Origin of the sequence: Enterococcus hulanensis, assembly GCF_005405485.1 — a bacterium.
GTDB lineage: Bacteria > Bacillota > Bacilli > Lactobacillales > Enterococcaceae > Enterococcus_A > Enterococcus_A hulanensis.
In genome coordinates, this window is sequence record NZ_BJED01000008.1 from 74,082 (window position 1) to 90,112 (window position 16,031).

Below are 16,031 nucleotides of genomic sequence, written 5' to 3' on the forward strand. Positions count from 1 at the left end.
AGGAGGTGTCGTATGGAAACGACTATGTCTACACGGATCAGAGAAATTCTTTTTATTGTGGTAGGTACAGCCATATATGCATTTGGTCTAGTTTATTTGAATATTGCGAATCACTTAGCAGAGGGCGGCGTTACCGGTATCACTTTGATCATTCGAGCGCTTTTTGGCATCGATCCTGCCTATACAACCTTGATCATTAATATCCCATTGATTTTAATCGGTGGAAAAATTTTGGGTAAACGATCATTTTATTATACAATTTTGGGTACGGTCTGTTTGTCTGTTTTTTTATGGATCTGGCAGCGGATTCCTTTACAGATCAATTTGGATCACGATTTATTCATCGTTTCTATCTTAGCAGGTTTATTTGCAGGGTTCGGCAGCGGACTGGTTTATCGAAATGGTGGGACGACTGGCGGGGCAGATGTTATCGCGCGGATTTTAGAACAAAAATTCGGCTTCACGATGGGAAAGTCATTACTAGTATTTGACATCATCGTTTTACTTTGCTCACTGACTTATTTGGATTTGAAACGCATGATGTATACACTGATTGTGTCGTTTGTATTTAGTAAAGTAGTTGACATGCTCTCTTCTGGCGGATATGCTGCCAAAGGTGTGATGATCATCTCCAATGAAAGTAACGTGATCGCGGAGTTATTGATGGCTCATCTAGAACGCGGCGTTACCTATCTTCATGGGGAAGGCGGCTTCTCCTCAGATATGAAGCGCATCGTCTATATCGTCGTTTCACAGCAAGAAATCAATGAAGTAAAAAAACTTATTCATTCAGTTGATGAAAAAGCTTTTATTCTAATCAGCAATGTCCATGACGTAGAAGGTGAAGGCTTTACCTACTTAAAACCGCAGCGACGAAGATTTACTTTAAAACGAAGTAATTAAAAAAATACCGCAGACAATTTTTTGATTGTCTGCGGTATTTTTATTCGTGTAAAGATAATTTAAGTCTGTTCAATTCATCTGACAAAATTAGGAAAGCCTCTTTGTCACCATCTTCTAAGGCCATATCAATCTGCTTCTTCAATAAATCTACTTGCGCTTCCTGTTCCTGAAACTTCAAATAGTTTTCGACCTCTGTCACAATTTCCTCACTGACATTATCATTCCATGAAAGCGCGGGATTGTCTTCAAGAACTGATAAATACTGGGCGTTCTGCCAAGAATTGGGAAAAACACATTCCAAGTATAAAGGCTGTTGCCAATGCAGACGAATCTCATGAAAAATTTGATCACTGTTAGAAAACTGATGGCCTTCAATCGAAAACACCATTGGCTCCTCACGTTGAGTAATATCTCGAAAAACCAATCCTCGTTTTGTTTCTAGCGCTTGTTCTACGATGTGGACATTTCGCAAGATTGCTTCATGATTAATCAAGTAATTTAAAATCCAAATTACTTCGCGTCGTTGAAAACTCACATTATTAATCAACCACACGAGAAATTCACGTTTTTCACCTACATCGATCATTTCTCTCACCTCTCTACTCTTCTAGTAATGACTGTACTTCTAAATCACCCGGTTCTAATTGTAAGTAGTTCGTCAAAACAGCTCGTGCCGGTTCTAATTGACCATCTTCTCGTAAAAAGATTCCATATGCTTTCAAAAAGTCTGGTTCATGAGCCAAGTCTTCGTAAGCCTGCTTGTAATAAGTACGTGCGGCATCGAAGTCTTCCAGTTCATTATAGGCCTGAGCCAGATTCCATGCGGCGTAAGGATTATCTTCTTCATCCATCTGACTAATCATTTCGATCGCTTTATCAGGCTGCTCTTCATTGAGATAAAGATTACTTAACGTCAACAACGTTTCATCCGTTTTATCTCCTGTTTCTAATGCTTGTAACAACAATTCTTCAGCCTTCTTGCTATCACGTAAACGATACGCGATTTCAGAAGCCATATGCAGTAGTTCCACTTGATAAGGGTTTTCCTTGACGCCCTCTTCAGCAGCAACCAAAGCTTCCTCCAGCAATTCTTCTTCTTTCAAACTATCGGCCAAATAGTAATAGCCGCTTTGATATTGCGGATCAATCGTAATCAACTCCTGTAAATAATTGATTGCTTTTTGATGATCGTGCAATTGGTAATACGTAAAGCCTAATTGGAACAACCGATCAGATGTATGCTCTTTTTCTAAAGCTCGCTCTAAAAATGGGATCGCTTCTTCAAAACCGCCCATCATACTATAAGCCGATCCAATGCGCTCATCAATAGAGATATTCGCGATTTCATCGATCCCTTGTTTCTGAAGCTGACCGTAATCATTAATCGCTTCTCCTAATTGATTAGCAGAAAAATGTAATTCCGCCAAAGCAAAGGTGATCAACGGTTCTTCTGGCGCAATTGTTTTAGCCTGCAGCAGCTTCGCTTCGCTGACTTCCGGAATGCCTAAAACCTGATATAAGTCAGCTGTCACTAACAAACTTTCTAAGTAATTCTCACTTTCAGGTTTGATTTTTTCTAAGTACTCAAACGCGTCATCAATAAGATCATCTTCGATAGCAATCTCGGCTAAAGAAAGATAAAAAACATCCTCTTCAGGAAAATCCTTCAACAATTTTTCTAAAGCACGTTTGGCTTCTTCTATGAAACCTAGCGCCTGCAGCTCTTCAGCCAAGCTTGCTAAAATCTCTGGATCATCCTTTTTCAATGCCGCTTCAAACAACAAATTTGCTTCTGTTAAATTTTCATCCTTCAATGCTGCGAGCATTTTTTCACTATAACTTGACATCTATTCTCCCCTGATCTCTGTAACTATTTTTTGATACGCTTCAAATGTTCGAAGCAATTCTTTTTCAGTCGGAATTTTGTTCATGCCGACCTCGCCGACTTGGACTAACCCAGCCAATGGTTTCTCCTGCGCTAAAGCAATCACCTGCTGACCATAATCAGCCAAAGAGATTCCTTCAGGCATCATGATTGGAAATCCTAATCGCACCAACCATATCATAAAATTTTTGAAATTGAAATGAAGATCGCTTGCTGTCACGTTCCACGCTAACTCAAATAACAAGCCAAACATCGTCTTCATACTGTTCGACAACAGTGAACCATTCTCTGTTTGGAAAAAAGCTTTTTCAAAGGTTTTCCCAAACCTGCGCAGCTGTCGGCTGTTTTCTTGGTAATAATTGATCAAAGTCTCACTAAAAGCCGAAAAAGAATGCTGCAATAGAGCTTCACGCGTTGGAAAGTTCACGTATAAACTTTGTAGAAATGGATAGTCACAGACGATCCCACAACGAATCAACGTTAAAAGATCGACCATTTTCCCCGTTTTTTGCTGATCTGCTAAAGTATGATCAAACAAGATACTTTTCGGTGCTTCCTCAATCTCCATCACTGTCATTAACGTTTTATCTGAAACAATTTGGTCTACAAAAGATAAGCTTTGCGCAAACGATCGCAATGAAACAGGTAAGAAGCACAACTCTGCTTGAAAATTCGCAACATGGTGCGTGAATCCCAGCAGTTCAATGACTCCTTCGTTGCCGATCCCCATAAAAATAGTTTCGTTCTGTCGACTGAAGCGATCAAGAAAGCTGATCAATTCTTGAAAATTTTCCATCGTGTTGCAATAACGGTTATTCGGCGTGATAAACCATTCATGCGTGCTGCTTTTAGGAATAAATTGCCGCAGCTTCTCCGCGTACAAATCATAATAGCGCTGATTGCCGCAAAAAAGTATCTGTTTGTTCTTTAGATCTTTTTTACGCATCATTGAAGCGACCGTTTCTCCATAAATAATTAGCGTCTCATTTTGTTTATTTCGATACGTTACTTCCATCCGATCACCCCGTTTTCTTTATTTTATACTACAAAAAAACCTCCCGCAACAAATCTGCGAAAGGCTTTCGGATATTTCAGCTCTATTATTATAAGAATAAAAAAGAATCCGGATTATTAGAAATTCTTATTTGTAAATTTCACACTATTTAAAGCTCATATGATCATTGACCCTGTTGTATATTTTGTTGACCCTGAATTGGCGTTCCTTCTTGATTTGAAGGAGCCTGCTGAGTATTTGATTGACTTGGCTGTACGCCTTGCTGATTTTCCTGAGGCGTTTGTTGCTGAATATTCTGCTCCTGCTGCGGTGTTTCCTGCTGCTGATAATTTTGCTCAGGCTGTTGTTGATAGTTTTGCTGCGGCTGTTGGTATTGCTGTTGATTCCCTTGATTTGCCTTTTTTTCTACTTCCGAAAGTTCTTCAAAGGTCAACAATCCGTCACCATTCAAATCGGATGGTGAATAGCCCTCCTTGATGACCCGTTCACCATTTGTCAGAACACGCAAAACTGTGACCTGCTCGCCCCAAGGTGTGGTTAATACTTGCCCAACACTGGATGTATCGACAGTACTCGATGCGTCCGTTGGCATAGTAGAGACCGATGTCGAATCATTCAAGCTTATTTCTCTTTTTGGAACAATCTCCTCATCAGTAGATCCGTAGAAATACAATCCTACCAACACAAGAATCAACAATAAAGGAACCGATACTAGTAATATTATAAAGTTGCGACGTTTCCTTTTCTTATCTTCTCGCTCCAGCAGTGCATCCGCCTCTAAAAAAGCTTTTCGCCATTTAGGATCATTTTGTCTTTGTGCCAGAAAATCATATGAATGCCAAGAATCGTTTTTTTCAACATAAAAAAGTCGTTCCTTTGACATCGCTTCACCCTCTTTCTCCCTTTTCCATTTATTTCGTCAATAAGCAGTATATCATTTTCTGTAGACTCAGTAAGCTGCTCCAACAAAAAAAGTGAAATTCTCTACTTCATTTTATCCTATGAAAAGCCTTTCGTAAAATAAAAAATAAGTTACAAATTGGGTGAAATAACGATATCCTGTAGAAATTAGTATCATTTAAATCAAATTTCATTTTAAACAAAAAACCGCTATGACTAAAGAGTCATAACGGTTTTAGCAGCAAAAATTATTTAACTGCGTCTTTTAGCGCTTTACCTGGTTTAAATGCAGGTACTTTGCTTGCTGGAATTTCGATTTCTTCACCAGTTTGTGGGTTACGTCCTTTGCGGGCCGCACGTTCACGTACTTCAAAGTTACCGAAGCCGATCAACTGAACTTTTTCACCTTCAGCTAATGCGTCTTGGATTGTTGAAAATACAGCATCGACAGCAGCTGTAGCGTCTTTCTTAGTTAAGTCAGTAGCTGCTGCAACTTTTTCGATCAATTCTGCTTTGTTTGCCATGAATGAATTCACCTCCTGAGAAATGAGTAGTGATGCGTAAACATCGACTGATAACTGAGTGGTCCAGTCATCAGCTAAGAAATATTGATTTGGTCAATATTCTTTTATAACGATAGCATAAGAACCTTATGTTAGCAAGGTTTTTAGCAATTAATGGGATAAAATTCATGGTTGTTTTATCATTCGGAGAAATCTGTTGTCACCAAAATAAAAGTATGATAAAATACCTTATTTTCTTCTGCGAGCAATTATTTTTATCGGAGTTCCCTCAAATTCAAATGCTTTTCGAATTTGATTTTCTAAAAATCGTGCGTATGAGAAATGCATCAGCTCTTCTTCATTAACAAATACTACAAATGTCGGCGGCTTCACCGCAACTTGAGTAGCATAGAAAATCTTCAATCGCTTTCCTTTATCAGTAGGTGTTGGATTGATCGCTACTGCGTCCATGATAATATCATTCAAAACAGAAGAAGGGATTCTTAAATTTTGATTCATGCTGACTTCTTCGATTATTGTTGGAATTTTATTCAATCGTTGTTTCGTCATTGCTGAAACGAATACGATTGGTGCGTAATCCAAATAAGCAAACTCATCACGAATTTCCTCTTCAAATTTCTTCATGGTATTGGTATCCTTTTTGACTAGATCCCATTTATTAACCACGATAATCACACCACGACCAGCTTCATGCGCATAACCAGCAATTCGCTTGTCTTGTTCACGGATTCCTTCTTCGCCGTTTAAAACCACAAGAACAACATCAGAACGATCGATTGCGCGCATAGCACGCATCACGGAATACTTTTCTGTGTTTTCGTAAACTTTTCCACGTTTTCGCATTCCAGCCGTATCGATCATTGTAAATTCTTGACCGTTTTCACCAACAAATTTCGTATCAATTGCATCTCGAGTAGTGCCTTCAATATCTGATACGATTACTCGATCTTCTCCTAAAATAGCATTGATCAATGAAGATTTCCCAACATTTGGTCGACCGATCAAGCTAAACTTGATCGATTGGTCCTCATCGTCTTCATTATCATCAGGGAAATGCTTGACCGCCTCATCCAGCACATCACCAAGCCCTAGTCCATGACTACCGGAAACAGGATAGGGTTCTCCCAAACCTAATGAATAAAATTCATAAATATCATTGCGCATTTCAGGATTATCGACTTTATTTACCATTAGAATAATTGGTTTTTTGCTACGATACAAAATCTTCGCCACTGCTTCATCAGCATCAGTGACCCCTTCTTTTCCGCTTGCTACAAGCAAAATGACATCTGCTTCATCAATCGCAATTTGCGCTTGCTGCTTGATTTGCTCCATAAATGGCTCGTCGCCGATATCAATTCCACCAGTATCAATGATTGAAAACTCATGATCCAGCCATTCGCCTTTTGCATAGATTCGATCCCGAGTAACGCCTGGCGTATCTTCTACGATCGAAATACGTTCACCTGCGATTCGATTAAACAATGTTGATTTTCCGACATTCGGACGACCAACGATTGCAATTGTAGGATTTGACATAAATTTACTCCCCGTTCCTATTAATGAATTAAATTTTTTTCAAAAAAAATGAGCCCGATGCTCATAGTATCTATCCTTTTGGTAACTACGTTCGATATTCATTTGAAAGTAGTAGATCTACTATCACATCCACCAAAAACGTATAATAAAAAACTAGGGTAATTTCAAATTATTTTAATAAATTTCCACAAAATCTATTTTAGATTCAATTACATACCCTTCTACTAATCTTAAAAAAGCAAGAAGTAGAACTAGCGGCTGCATTCTTTTTTCAAATTCTCCTTAGTTTAACCAAGAAAGCTCCTTCTTGCAAGAGAAGGAGCCGCTTTCATCTATTAAATAATGATAAAGTTACACTTTGTTGTTCCTATTTTACTCAATGCTTCAGTAAAGTACACCATTTTCTCCAACAAATTTAGACGAAAAAAAGGCGTGCTTACGCACACCTTTAGATGTATTAATTACTCTTTATCCTCTGAGTCATCACTTAAAGCGTCACCTAAAATATCACCCATAGTAAAACCAGTGTTTTCTTCAGGTAATTCATAGGATTCTTCTTCAACAGGTTCTGCCTTCGCTTCTTCAGGTTTTTCTTCCAAAGCTTTGATTGAAAGAGCCACACGATGATCTTCAGGATGCACTTCCAAAACTTTCACTTGTACTTGATCACCTTCATGTAAAACTTCATGTGGTGTTGCGATATGTTTATGTGAAATTTGAGAAATGTGAACCAAACCTTCTACTCCAGGGAAAATCTCAACAAAAGCTCCGAAGCTAGTCAAGCGTTTCACTGTTCCTTCAAGTACGGAACCTGGTGCCGCTTTTTCTTCAATATCTGTCCAAGGTCCAGGCAGATTTGCTTTAATTGACAATGAGATACGTTCCTTCTCTGGATCAACAGAAAGTACTTGAACTTCTACTTCATCGCCTACATTCAAAACATCTGCTGGTTTCGCCACATGACTATGAGAAATCTCTGACACGTGAACCAATCCGTCAATTCCGCCAAGATCAATGAAAGCACCAAAGTCTGTTAAACGAGCAACTTGACCTTTGATTACTTGACCTTCATATAGATCAGCTAGAATTTCTTTTTTCTTCTCAGCCTTTTCAGCTTCGACAACTGCTTTATGAGATAGAATCAAACGATTCTCTGAAGGTTCGATTTCAATAATTTTGAATTTTAATGTTTTCCCAGTGTAGACTGAAAAATCATCAACAAAATGATCATCAATCATTGATGCAGGTACAAAACCACGTACACCCACGTCAACAACTAAACCACCTTTGACGCTACTAGTTACCGGTGCTTCGATAATTTTCCCATCTTTGAATTCTTTTTCAATATCTTCCCAAACTTTCTTCGCATCCAAGCGACGTTTAGAAAGGAGATAACTACCATTTTCTTTGTCTTTTCCGATAGAAGAGATAACGACTAAATCAAGAATATCGCCAACCTTGACTTCTTCATTGATATCTTCAACAGGTAATGTTGAAAGTTCTTTGGCAGGAACTACACCTTCTACTCCTGCACCTTCAATACCAACGATAACTTGTTTATCCTCTAAGGCGAGCACCTCACCTTTAACAATATCGCCAACTTGAACTTCATGCACACTTTCCATTGCTGCTTCCATGGAAACATTTTCGTTTTCCATCGAATTTTGTTCTAATTCTGTCATGTCGTTTGTCCTCCTTACCAACAATTCTGCGTAAAATACACTACATGTTCTATTTTAGAATAATCCACATGAAAAATAAAGCGATTTCTTCTTTTTTTCTAAAAATTTGAAAGAAATTCGCTTTATTTATCGATTTTAGCTGAAATTTAGAAACCTTTTGAGTAAATAACCTCTTTAATCTTCGTTACTACCTGTTCAATCGACATTCCAGTCGTATCGACCAATTCTGCATCAGCAGCTTGAACAAGCGGTGAAACCTCACGATGTGAATCCAGATAATCACGTTTTGCGATGGCCTCTTTGATTGCTTCAAAATCCATCTCGATTCCTTTTTCTTGATTTTCTTTGTAGCGACGTTGGGCCCGTTCTTCGACACTTGCTACCAGAAAGATTTTTACTTGCGCTTTTGGTAAGACAGTTGTACCAATATCTCGTCCATCCATCACGACTCCCCCGGCTTCGGCCAATTGACGCTGCGCTTCAACCAGCTCAGCCCGTACTTCCCCATGAGCGGATACTTCCGAAACAGCCGCGGTTACATCTGGCTGTCGAATCGCTTGGGTAATTTCTTCACCATCTGCAAATACTAATTGTCCACGATCAGATTGCTTGAAGGTAATCGGATATTTTCTTGTCAAATCTACTAAAGCTTTCTCATTCGAAAAAGCTACTTGATGCTTGATTGCTAAAAAAGTAATAGCGCGATACATCGCGCCAGTATCGACATAAATAAAATTAAAGTCGCTGGCTAAGATCTTAGCCACTGTACTCTTTCCTGAAGATGCCGGGCCATCAATTGCAATTGAAATTTTTTCCATGTTCTGCCTCTTTTCAATAAATAAGCCGTAATCGCTAGCGATTACGGCAAAGTATTCAAATTATTTAATACGCACTTGTTGACCTGGATCAAAATAGAAATTACTTCTATCCATTCCATTAAGTCTTAAGAAATCATCTACACTTAAACCATAGCGCCCAGCGATTTGTTGTGGACCTTCGCCCGATTGAACCGTACCATATTGTGCGTTTGGATCATTCGTTGTGTCTGAAGAAGGTGTTGTTTGCTGTGCAGCTGCTGCGGCAGAGCGTGATGCTTCTGCTGCTTGAGATTGTGCGGCAGCTTGAGATTCTGCAGCAGCTTGCTGTGCTTGCTGATCTGCAGCTTGTTGTTGCTCTTGTTGATTTGCTTCTGAATCTGTTGTAGCGGTACTTTCTTCAGTACTGCTTTCTTCGGTGCTTGATTTTTCTGTTGATGAAACCTTAGATACCTGAGTCGTACTCTCAGGAGAGGCCGCTGGTTTATCATTTCCACGAGTAATCCAGAAAAAAGCACCAGCTGGAATCAAAATAAGGGCTAACAATAATGCGACTAGAATCGTCAAGAATTTTGTATTTCCGCCACCTTTGTTACCACCACCACTACGACGAGACTGGCTGCGTGAATAAGTTTCTTCTTCACTATCAGATTCGTAAATATGTTGATCCCACGGTTCGTTGTTCGTATCGTTATAGCGATCTTTTCTACTCAATTTCTCTAACCTCCTAAATGCTATCGCCATGTATTATACCATAGCTCTAAAAAAATATGCGGCAATTTTCAATCTTTCACATCATTTTTAAAAATTTTTTGAAATATCTTTTGCCAATGAAACGATGTTTCAAGCACCAGCTTTTGACTAGTTTTGACTGCTAAATTAGCACCATCATTATCACAACAGTTTGGATTCTTATCAGAAAGCGTCTCATCAAAATAGGACACTAAAAAATCTCGACGACAATCCGTTGTTGAAATATAATCCAGCATTTTTTGTAATTGCAGCTTCTTTGTTGTTCCACGTTGACTTAATAAATCTAGCAAGCGTGATTCTTGATTAGGAAAAAACTGCTCCCATTTTTTTATTAACGGATCTTCAAATACCAAATCACTCATTTTTTGTTTGATTTCAAATAATTTTTTTGATTGATTCGTCTGCTCTTGCAAGAAATGATGGATATACTCATCCCTTTCTTCGTAAAGCAGAATCGCCTGACTAGGTCGGCCGTCTCTGCCCGCACGCCCAACCTCTTGCAGGTAATTTTCTGGCGAGTCTGGCAGATCATAATGAATGACAAATCGAATATTGTCTTTGTTAATCCCCATTCCAAATGCATTGGTCGCAATTAGCAGCTGCAAGTCTCCAGCTAAAAACTGCTGCTGCAGCATACGTCTTTCTTGTCCACTGAGCCCTCCGTGATAATAAGCAACAGCATGTTTTTGTTTAAGCGCATGATACAATTCTTCAACTTTTTTTCTTGTAGCACAATAAATAATACCTGACCCGTTTAACGATTCGACCAGCTCTTGTAATTTTTTATTCTTATCCTCCTGATAAACAAAAAAACTAATATTGGGTCGATCAACAGAATAAACAAACTCTTGTGCTTTATCATCAAATAATAAACGCTGTATATCTTGACGAACCGCTCTAGTGGCTGTAGCGGTCAACGCTAGAATTAAAGATGCACCCGCATTTTTTATTCCTTCAGCCAGTTTCAAATATTCTGGTCGAAAATCAATTCCCCACTGAGAAATGCAATGGGCCTCATCAACCACAACAAAAGATAATTTCATTGCCTGTAATGTTTTTTGAACATTAGGTGTCAAAAACATTTCTGGGCTCATAAAGATAAACTTATATTTATGTGCTTCGTTTAGGACCCATTGTTTTTCCCAAGATGAGAGTAAACTGTTTAAGGAAACAGCACGCTTTTCACCTAGACGCTGCAATTGCGCTACCTGATCTTCCATTAAAGAGATTAATGGTGAAATCACAATTACCGTCCCCTCGAGTAAATATCCCGGCAATTGATAACACAAAGACTTCCCAGTTCCTGTCGGCAGCATTCCCAGCACCGAATTCCCTTTTAAAAGCGTCTCGATGATTTCCTGTTGCCCAGGACGAAATTGATTATAATTAAATTTTGTTTTTAGCAACTCTATTAGTTCCATTGATTTTCCCTCAAATAATAGATTTGTGACAAACGGAAATTTAAATAGGATACTTCGTAATCTTGATAATGTGCATTTACTACTTTATTTTCATCCAAAGTAGTAAAATCGATTTTCTCAAATTTTTCAAAAGGAAATTTTTCATCCATTAATGCCCATTCAATAAAGTGATCATTAATAGTACCTTGTTTTAAATGGCGTAAGGCTAAAATCTCATCGATTGTCTTTCCCGCTAAAAAGAACTCTTTCGTCTTCAACATGCTTTGATTAATGTTTTGCTGATCCAAATTCGATAATAATCTTGATAGTTCGCCATCCTGAACACGTGCTAAAAACAAATCAATTACTTTCTGGCGATAAACCAGATTCCACGGGGTTTCTTGCCATTTCTCAGGAATCAGCTGAAAGGCGGTTTTACCTTGAAAACCAAAGCCAGAAAATTGGTTTGCTAAAAAATCTGCTTCCTCTTGCGCCAACGTTTGAAAAATAATTACTAATTCTTGTTGAAACTTTTCCAACAGATTAGTTTCTGAGTGTGCCAACCAATTTTTTATTTGCTGCAGATAGTAGGGCCTATTTTCGATTGGAAGATAGTTTTTTTCGTTAAAAGATAAATTACTGACAACTTGCACTGCAAATAAGACCAGCTGCCACGAATTCTCTCGCATCCGGCCGTAACGTAGATTATTTAAGCCAGTTAAGTCAAAAGTCTCCTTCGATAATACTTTTTCCCCTTTTGATGTTAGCTCTCCAAAGCCTTCTTCAACTAAAATCAATTGAAGATCAATCAATCGCTGTAGCTCTTTTTGAAACATTTCTTCCTTCAAATTCGGCAACGCTCCTAAAAAAGCCAAATTTTTGTAAAAAAAACCGTGAAGTAAAACGGAACTAGTCCTCTTGCCTACTAATAAATGATATAAGGTAGAGGTTCTTAACTTGTAGCCCGTCTGAAATAACGTTAAAATAAAAAATGTCATAGTAAAATCTCCTGTGGAAGGTGAAAAAATGAAATGCGAAATCATTCCTGAGCGTTGTATCGCTTGTGGTTTATGCCAAACGATCGCGCCAGAAATTTTTGATTATACAGATGATGGCCTCGTACTTTTTGTGGGCGAGCCTGATGCGACACACGAATTTATTCCTGAAGATCAACAAGCAGCAGTTGTTCAATCTGCCAAGCGTTGTCCTTCTCATGCCATCTTATATCAGAAATCATCATAACACACATCTGCAAAAAAAATCTCAGACGTTTTGTCTGAGATTTTTGATTTACCAAATTATACTGAATGATGCTGTGAAGTCAGTGTCTTTTTTGTTAACCAAGGCAATAATTTTGCATGTAATACTAAAAACACCGAACTGACGACTATTCCTTTAAGTATATTAAACGGAACGATTCCTACTAATATATAGCGGCCTAATCCCATTCCTAACATCTGACCAGCGGAAAGTCCAAAGGCTTTTAAGTAAAGCGGTGTGATCACAAAATAATTTGCAATGCTCATAGACAATGTCATCGCTAGAATGCCTAATCCAAGACCCAATACTCTTCTTGAAGTGGTCTTTTTTCTAAACATTAAGAAAATCGGTAATGTATACAAAGTTGATGCAAAGAAGCTGGCAAAATCGCCAATCATGTTATCAAAGGAAAAACCGCTCATGGTTAAATGGAGCAATGAACGAATAAATGCAGTTGCAATCCCTGTTAACGGTCCAAAGATAAACATGTTTATTAAGACCGGAATATCGCTAAAATCTAGCTTTAAAAAAGGAAACATTGGGACAATCGGAAAAGCGATAAATTGTAAAATCAATCCCATTGCTGCTGCCACTGCTACTGCTGTCATTTTTTGTAACTTTAAGTTCTTCATATGAAATCCTCCGTTTCGGAATCATCTTCATCGAACTATTTGAGTGTTGCTTCACCGCAAAAAAAACTCTATGCTTCAGAAAAAGCATAGAGTTACTTGAATACAGACTCACCCAAATAAGCTCTATCTTCTTTATCCAGACTGTACTGTCGGTATCGGAATTACACCGATTCGGCTGCTTGCGCAGTTCGCGGACTATTACCGCCGGTCGGGATTTTCACCCTGCCCCTGAAGACGAACCTTAAATATTTTTTATTGTAGATTCACTATAACAATTTTACTATCAAAAAACAAGTAAATGACTTTGACTATCTTGATTGGTTTAACAGCGTATTGATTTCTTTTGTATTTAAGCGACGATATTCCCCTGGTCGCAAGCCCTGTAAGGTCAGATCGCCATAGCGTTCCCGCTTTAATTTTTGAACAGGCAAACCAACTGCTGCCAACATATTTTTAACTTGATGATTTCGACCTTCATGGATTGTTAACTCCACAATACTCGTTTCAGCCTTCTTATCAGTCGAAAGGATTTCAAACCGGGCAGGTGCTGTCTTTTTTCCTTCGATACGAATCCCCTTTGTTAAAGGTAGAAGATTCCTTTTTTCTGCATAACCTTTCACCTTAGCCACATAAACCTTATCAATTTGATGCTTAGGATGAGCTAATCGTTGTGAAAAATCTCCATCATTGGTTAAAAGTAAAATACCAGATGTATCATAATCTAATCGTCCGACTGGGTAAATTCTTTCAGGTACAGCCGAAAAATAATCTGTCACGACTTTTCGATTTTTGTCATCAGCCACAGCGGAGATAACTCCACGAGGTTTATAAAATAAATAATACACCGGTTCCTCTTGATAAATCGGCACACCATCGACCTCGACAATATCTTTCTTGCCAACCTTTGTTCCTAACTCCTTAACAACTTCGCCATTTACTTTCACCCGTCCGCCAGTAATATATTCCTCGGCTTTACGACGCGATGCAATCCCTGCATGGGCAATAACCTTTTGTAATCTTTCCATTATTGTTCATCCTCTTCTTTAAAACGGTCATAAAACAAGTCCAAAGGCTCATCCTCATCCGCTAAATCTTCTTCCATCTTTTGGACATCCGGTAGTTCTTCCATGTCTTTCAGCCCAAAATAATCCATGAAGTAATCGCTTGTTCCATACAAAATCGCCCGTCCTGGACCATCCACGCGTCCTTTATCCTCAATTAATTGCCGTGCCACCAGCGTTTGCACTGCACCGCTGGATTGAACACCACGAAGCTCATCAATTTCTGATCGCGTCACAGGCTGCTTATAGGCAATAATTGAGAGTGTCTCCAAAGCTGCCTGACTCAGACGATTAGCCATTGGGGACCGAGCAAATTCTTTTAACAATGGAGCAAATTCTTTTTTTGTACTTAACACAAAGTGATTGCCCACTTCTAAAAGAGTAAGCGCAGAAGCTTCATTATTCTCATAAGAATCTTTTAGATCAATAATATTCTGATATATTTCCGGCATGGGTCTTTTTAAAGTGAAGGCCATTTCCTCTAAACTGATTCCTTCTTCTCCCACCACGAAAAGCATCGCTTCAATTTGACTTAATTGATTCATATAACGGCTCCTTTAAATATCAAGATTGGTGCATATGTTTCTTCCTGAGTTGCCGAAGCTTGCCCCTTTTTCATTAATTCCAAAAGAGCCATGAAGGTCGTAATCATTTCGTCTTTCGTATATTGCACAAAAAAAGACTCTAATGGCAAGCCTTCAGACTCAGATAATTTTGCCAGTCGTTGACCAATTTCATTTACTTTTTGATCAACAGTGATTGTCTCAGTAGTAACTGTTGTTTCAATCGGTTTATTTCTTTTTTTACGTTGCAATACGTCATGTAGTGCTAAAAAAAGATCAATCGTATTTAATTGATTTTTTGGTAATGGCAAAATTTCGTCTTCATATTCAGAAAGGTCCATCGGCGCTTTGGTATAAAACAAGCTTCTTTCTTGTTCTTTCTCAGATAAGACAGAAGCCGCATATTTGTACTTGCGATACTCCAAAAGCTGTTGAACCAAGGCTTCCCGAGGGTCTTCACCTTCTTCATCATCACAATCAAATTCTAGCTCTGGCTTTGGCAACAGCATTTGACTCTTAATTGACATAAGGGTTGCTGCCATAACTAAGTACTCACCAGCCACCTCTAATTCTAAGGTTTTCATGGCGTGAATAAAATTCATATATTGCTCTGTCACTTCTGCAATTGGGATATCATAAATATCGATTTCCAACTGTTGGATTAAATGCAGCAGAAGATCAAGCGGACCCTCAAAAACATCTAATTTTAAACTAATTGTTTCCATCTTGCCCTCGCTTATGTTCTTGCCATTTTGCTAAAAAGGCGGAGGTAGCAGGTGTTCCAATAATTTTTTGATTTGGATACATCGCTTGCAACTCATCCATCATAGTAATGCTAATCCCTTCTCCTCGATAAGAAGGGTTCAAACTGATATCGTGAAGTACAATTTCCTGATCCTCTAACTGACTCACACCGACTACACCTTGTACGTTGTCAGAATTGTCATCATAATAGCAATACAGTTGGTAACGATCATCGCCTTCATATGTATCGATTTCTTTTAGTAAATGTTGTTGATCTTTTAAGCTTTCATGAAAACTTAAAAGCCCCATCGCAATTTTTCGCTGATTTTTTCGATATTGAGTAAGCATTCTTTCT

At 38.5% G+C, this 16,031-nt stretch carries 18 protein-coding genes and 1 riboswitch; of the genes, 2 read left to right on the forward strand and 16 right to left on the reverse strand.

Annotated features, from left to right (window positions below):
* The first annotated feature begins 12 nt into the window (after window positions 1-12).
* Window positions 13-903 carry a YitT family protein gene (locus FFR60_RS10315; protein ID WP_137664089.1) on the forward strand — a complete coding sequence of 297 codons (891 nt, stop codon included), beginning with the start codon at window positions 13-15 and terminating at the stop codon, window positions 901-903.
* A 40-nt stretch (window positions 904-943) separates the two neighbouring features.
* On the opposite strand, the gene FFR60_RS10320 is transcribed toward FFR60_RS10315, so the two are convergent.
* The 11 genes from FFR60_RS10320 to FFR60_RS10370 form a co-directional block, all read right to left on the reverse strand.
* A complete protein-coding gene (locus tag FFR60_RS10320; protein WP_088932373.1) occupies window positions 944-1,489 on the reverse strand; it encodes a YpiB family protein in 546 nt (181 codons plus the stop codon).
* A 13-nt stretch (window positions 1,490-1,502) separates the two neighbouring features.
* Window positions 1,503-2,750, reverse strand: a complete 1,248-nt coding sequence (locus FFR60_RS10325) for a tetratricopeptide repeat protein (RefSeq protein WP_088932372.1) — start codon at window positions 2,748-2,750, stop codon at window positions 1,503-1,505.
* The gene (locus tag FFR60_RS10330) at window positions 2,751-3,803 is read right to left on the reverse strand and encodes a hypothetical protein (protein WP_137664090.1); all 1,053 of its coding nucleotides are present in this window, start codon (window positions 3,801-3,803) and stop codon (window positions 2,751-2,753) included.
* Window positions 3,804-3,966: 163 nt separating this feature from the next.
* Window positions 3,967-4,686 (reverse strand): hypothetical protein, encoded by a 720-nt coding sequence (locus FFR60_RS10335; RefSeq protein WP_137664091.1) that lies wholly within the window; start codon window positions 4,684-4,686, stop codon window positions 3,967-3,969.
* A 265-nt stretch (window positions 4,687-4,951) separates the two neighbouring features.
* Complete coding sequence (gene hbs, locus FFR60_RS10340; protein WP_010744623.1) at window positions 4,952-5,227, reverse strand: non-specific DNA-binding protein Hbs; 276 nt, start codon at window positions 5,225-5,227, stop codon at window positions 4,952-4,954.
* Window positions 5,228-5,455: 228 nt separating this feature from the next.
* Complete coding sequence (gene der, locus FFR60_RS10345; RefSeq protein WP_088932370.1) at window positions 5,456-6,766, reverse strand: ribosome biogenesis GTPase Der; 1,311 nt, start codon at window positions 6,764-6,766, stop codon at window positions 5,456-5,458.
* A 461-nt stretch (window positions 6,767-7,227) separates the two neighbouring features.
* Window positions 7,228-8,448: a 30S ribosomal protein S1 gene (gene rpsA, locus FFR60_RS10350; protein WP_088932369.1), complete on the reverse strand. Its 1,221-nt coding sequence runs from the start codon at window positions 8,446-8,448 to the stop codon at window positions 7,228-7,230.
* A gap of 146 nt (window positions 8,449-8,594) precedes the next feature.
* Window positions 8,595-9,266: a (d)CMP kinase gene (gene cmk, locus FFR60_RS10355; protein ID WP_137664092.1), complete on the reverse strand. Its 672-nt coding sequence runs from the start codon at window positions 9,264-9,266 to the stop codon at window positions 8,595-8,597.
* Between the two features lie 60 nt (window positions 9,267-9,326).
* Window positions 9,327-9,977: a LysM peptidoglycan-binding domain-containing protein gene (locus FFR60_RS10360; RefSeq protein WP_137664093.1), complete on the reverse strand. Its 651-nt coding sequence runs from the start codon at window positions 9,975-9,977 to the stop codon at window positions 9,327-9,329.
* A 68-nt stretch (window positions 9,978-10,045) separates the two neighbouring features.
* The gene (locus FFR60_RS10365) at window positions 10,046-11,437 is read right to left on the reverse strand and encodes a RecQ family ATP-dependent DNA helicase (RefSeq protein WP_137664094.1); all 1,392 of its coding nucleotides are present in this window, start codon (window positions 11,435-11,437) and stop codon (window positions 10,046-10,048) included.
* The gene (locus tag FFR60_RS10370) at window positions 11,428-12,414 is read right to left on the reverse strand and encodes a helix-turn-helix domain-containing protein (protein WP_137664095.1); all 987 of its coding nucleotides are present in this window, start codon (window positions 12,412-12,414) and stop codon (window positions 11,428-11,430) included. Before FFR60_RS10370 ends, FFR60_RS10365 begins: the two co-directional genes overlap by 10 nt.
* A 28-nt stretch (window positions 12,415-12,442) precedes the next feature.
* Here FFR60_RS10370 and FFR60_RS10375 point away from each other — a divergent pair, with 28 nt between their 5' ends.
* The gene (locus FFR60_RS10375; RefSeq protein ID WP_088932364.1) at window positions 12,443-12,658 is read left to right on the forward strand and encodes a ferredoxin; all 216 of its coding nucleotides are present in this window, start codon (window positions 12,443-12,445) and stop codon (window positions 12,656-12,658) included.
* Between the two features lie 56 nt (window positions 12,659-12,714).
* Here the strand turns inward: FFR60_RS10375 and FFR60_RS10380 are convergent, their stop codons facing one another.
* The 5 genes from FFR60_RS10380 to FFR60_RS10400 form a co-directional block, all read right to left on the reverse strand.
* On the reverse strand, window positions 12,715-13,308 hold the full coding sequence (locus tag FFR60_RS10380; protein ID WP_137664096.1) for an ECF transporter S component: 594 nt from the start codon (window positions 13,306-13,308) through the stop codon (window positions 12,715-12,717).
* 121 nt (window positions 13,309-13,429) lie between these two features.
* Window positions 13,430-13,548, reverse strand: a riboswitch (FMN riboswitch).
* A gap of 68 nt (window positions 13,549-13,616) precedes the next feature.
* Window positions 13,617-14,333, reverse strand: coding sequence for a pseudouridine synthase (locus tag FFR60_RS10385; RefSeq protein WP_137664097.1), 717 nt, complete (start codon window positions 14,331-14,333; stop codon window positions 13,617-13,619).
* Entirely contained in the window at window positions 14,333-14,914 is a 582-nt protein-coding gene (gene scpB / locus FFR60_RS10390) for an SMC-Scp complex subunit ScpB (protein ID WP_088932361.1), read from the reverse strand. Before scpB ends, FFR60_RS10385 begins: the two co-directional genes overlap by 1 nt.
* Window positions 14,911-15,657 (reverse strand): segregation/condensation protein A, encoded by a 747-nt coding sequence (locus FFR60_RS10395; protein WP_137664098.1) that lies wholly within the window; start codon window positions 15,655-15,657, stop codon window positions 14,911-14,913. The genes scpB and FFR60_RS10395 overlap by 4 nt, the downstream gene beginning before the upstream one ends.
* A complete protein-coding gene (locus FFR60_RS10400) occupies window positions 15,644-16,024 on the reverse strand; it encodes a GNAT family N-acetyltransferase (RefSeq protein WP_137664099.1) in 381 nt (126 codons plus the stop codon). The genes FFR60_RS10395 and FFR60_RS10400 overlap by 14 nt, the downstream gene beginning before the upstream one ends.
* Between the last annotated feature and the right edge of the window lie 7 nt (window positions 16,025-16,031).